The organism is Empedobacter brevis (assembly GCF_965118635.1).
Taxonomy (GTDB): Bacteria; Bacteroidota; Bacteroidia; order Flavobacteriales; family Weeksellaceae; genus Empedobacter; species Empedobacter brevis_A.
Genome location: NZ_CBCPHV010000033.1, coordinates 1 through 1,254, shown reverse-complemented (window position 1 = coordinate 1,254; position 1,254 = coordinate 1). Strand labels below are relative to the sequence as shown.

Annotated in this window: 2 protein-coding genes; both read right to left on the bottom strand. The window is 30.8% G+C overall.

Annotated features, from left to right (window positions below; translation table 11 throughout):
• Positions 1-16: 16 nt before the first annotated feature.
• Positions 17-904 carry an IS3 family transposase gene (locus ACMHJW_RS14640; RefSeq protein WP_181816276.1) on the bottom strand — a complete coding sequence of 296 codons (888 nt, stop codon included), beginning with the start codon at positions 902-904 and terminating at the stop codon, positions 17-19.
• A 23-nt stretch (positions 905-927) separates the two neighbouring features.
• A complete protein-coding gene (locus tag ACMHJW_RS14635; RefSeq protein ID WP_038336637.1) occupies positions 928-1,194 on the bottom strand; it encodes a transposase in 267 nt (88 codons plus the stop codon).
• Between the last annotated feature and the right edge of the window lie 60 nt (positions 1,195-1,254).

Sequence of the window (1,254 nt, the reverse complement as noted above, 5' to 3'; positions counted from 1 at the left end):
TGTAATCTTCCCCTTGTTAGGAACATTTAAAAGTATAGTTTTTATTTAATATTATTGTATTATTATTTTGATTAATTTGAAATGTAGGAAAATCATTAGGATTTTTGACCTTACCATATTTCAATAAAAAATTTCTAGGAGAAAGATATTGTAAAGAACTGTGTGGTCTTTCATTGTTATACATCCACATCCAAATTTCTGTATAATTTTTCATTTCTTTGATATTTTCAAATAAATAAGCATTTAAAAAATCTGTTCTAAAAGTTCTATTAAATCTTTCAATCAACGAATTTTGCGTAGGTTTCCCAGGTTGAATATAATATAATTCAATGGCTTTTTTTTGACAAAATAGTTTTAGTTTTTCAGCAATAAATTCTGGACCATTATCTACTCTAATTTTCTCAGGTTTCCCTCGCCATTCGATTAGTTTTTCAAGTTCAGAAATTACTTTAGCTGAAGGTAAGCTTGTGTCGATACAAATACTCAAAATTTCTCGATTAAAATCGTCTATAATATTCAAACTTCTCACGCTTTTTCCGTTTTCTAAACTATCATGCATGAAATCCATACTCCACGTTACATTTGGATAAATCGGACGTAAAAGCGGCTCTTTAATCCTTGCAGGAAGTCTTTTTTTACGTTTATTACGTAGGTTAAGTTTCATCGAAGTATAAATTCGATAAACTCGTTTATGGTTCCAAGTAAATCCTAAATTTCGTAAACGATGATGCATCATCCAAAAGCCCCAAGTTTGATGCTCGTTGGATAGCGCTATCAATTGAAAACGTATTTTATCATCCTCATCTTTACGTACTTTTTGATAATAAAAAACGGATGTTCTTAAGCTAAATAGACGACAAGCCCTGCGAGAACTTAGCTGATGTTTTTCTTTTGAATACAACACCAACTCTCGTTTTTCACAAGGCGTTATAGCTTTTTTTCGATAACATCTTTTAAAACTACGTTTTCCAAAGTAAGCTCTGCTACAATTTTTTTATATTGGGACAATTGCTTCTCTAGTTCTTTTAATTGAGCTAATTGATGGGCTTCCATTCCGCCATATTTACTCTTCCATTTATAAAAAGTGGGTTGACTTATTCCATGTTCACGACAAATTTCATTGACTGTTTTGCCTTGATTTTGTTCTGATAAGATCTTGACGATCTGAACTTCTGTAAAATTGCTCTGTTTCATAATTATCCCTAAGTTAATAAACTATATTTTTAAACGGTCCGGTTTTTAGGGAAGATTACA

Coding starts and splice junctions, on each gene's coding strand:
- ACMHJW_RS14635 (WP_038336637.1), bottom strand. CDS start 1,194: ATGAAACAGAGCAATTTTACAGAAGTTCAGATCGTCAAGATCTTATCA.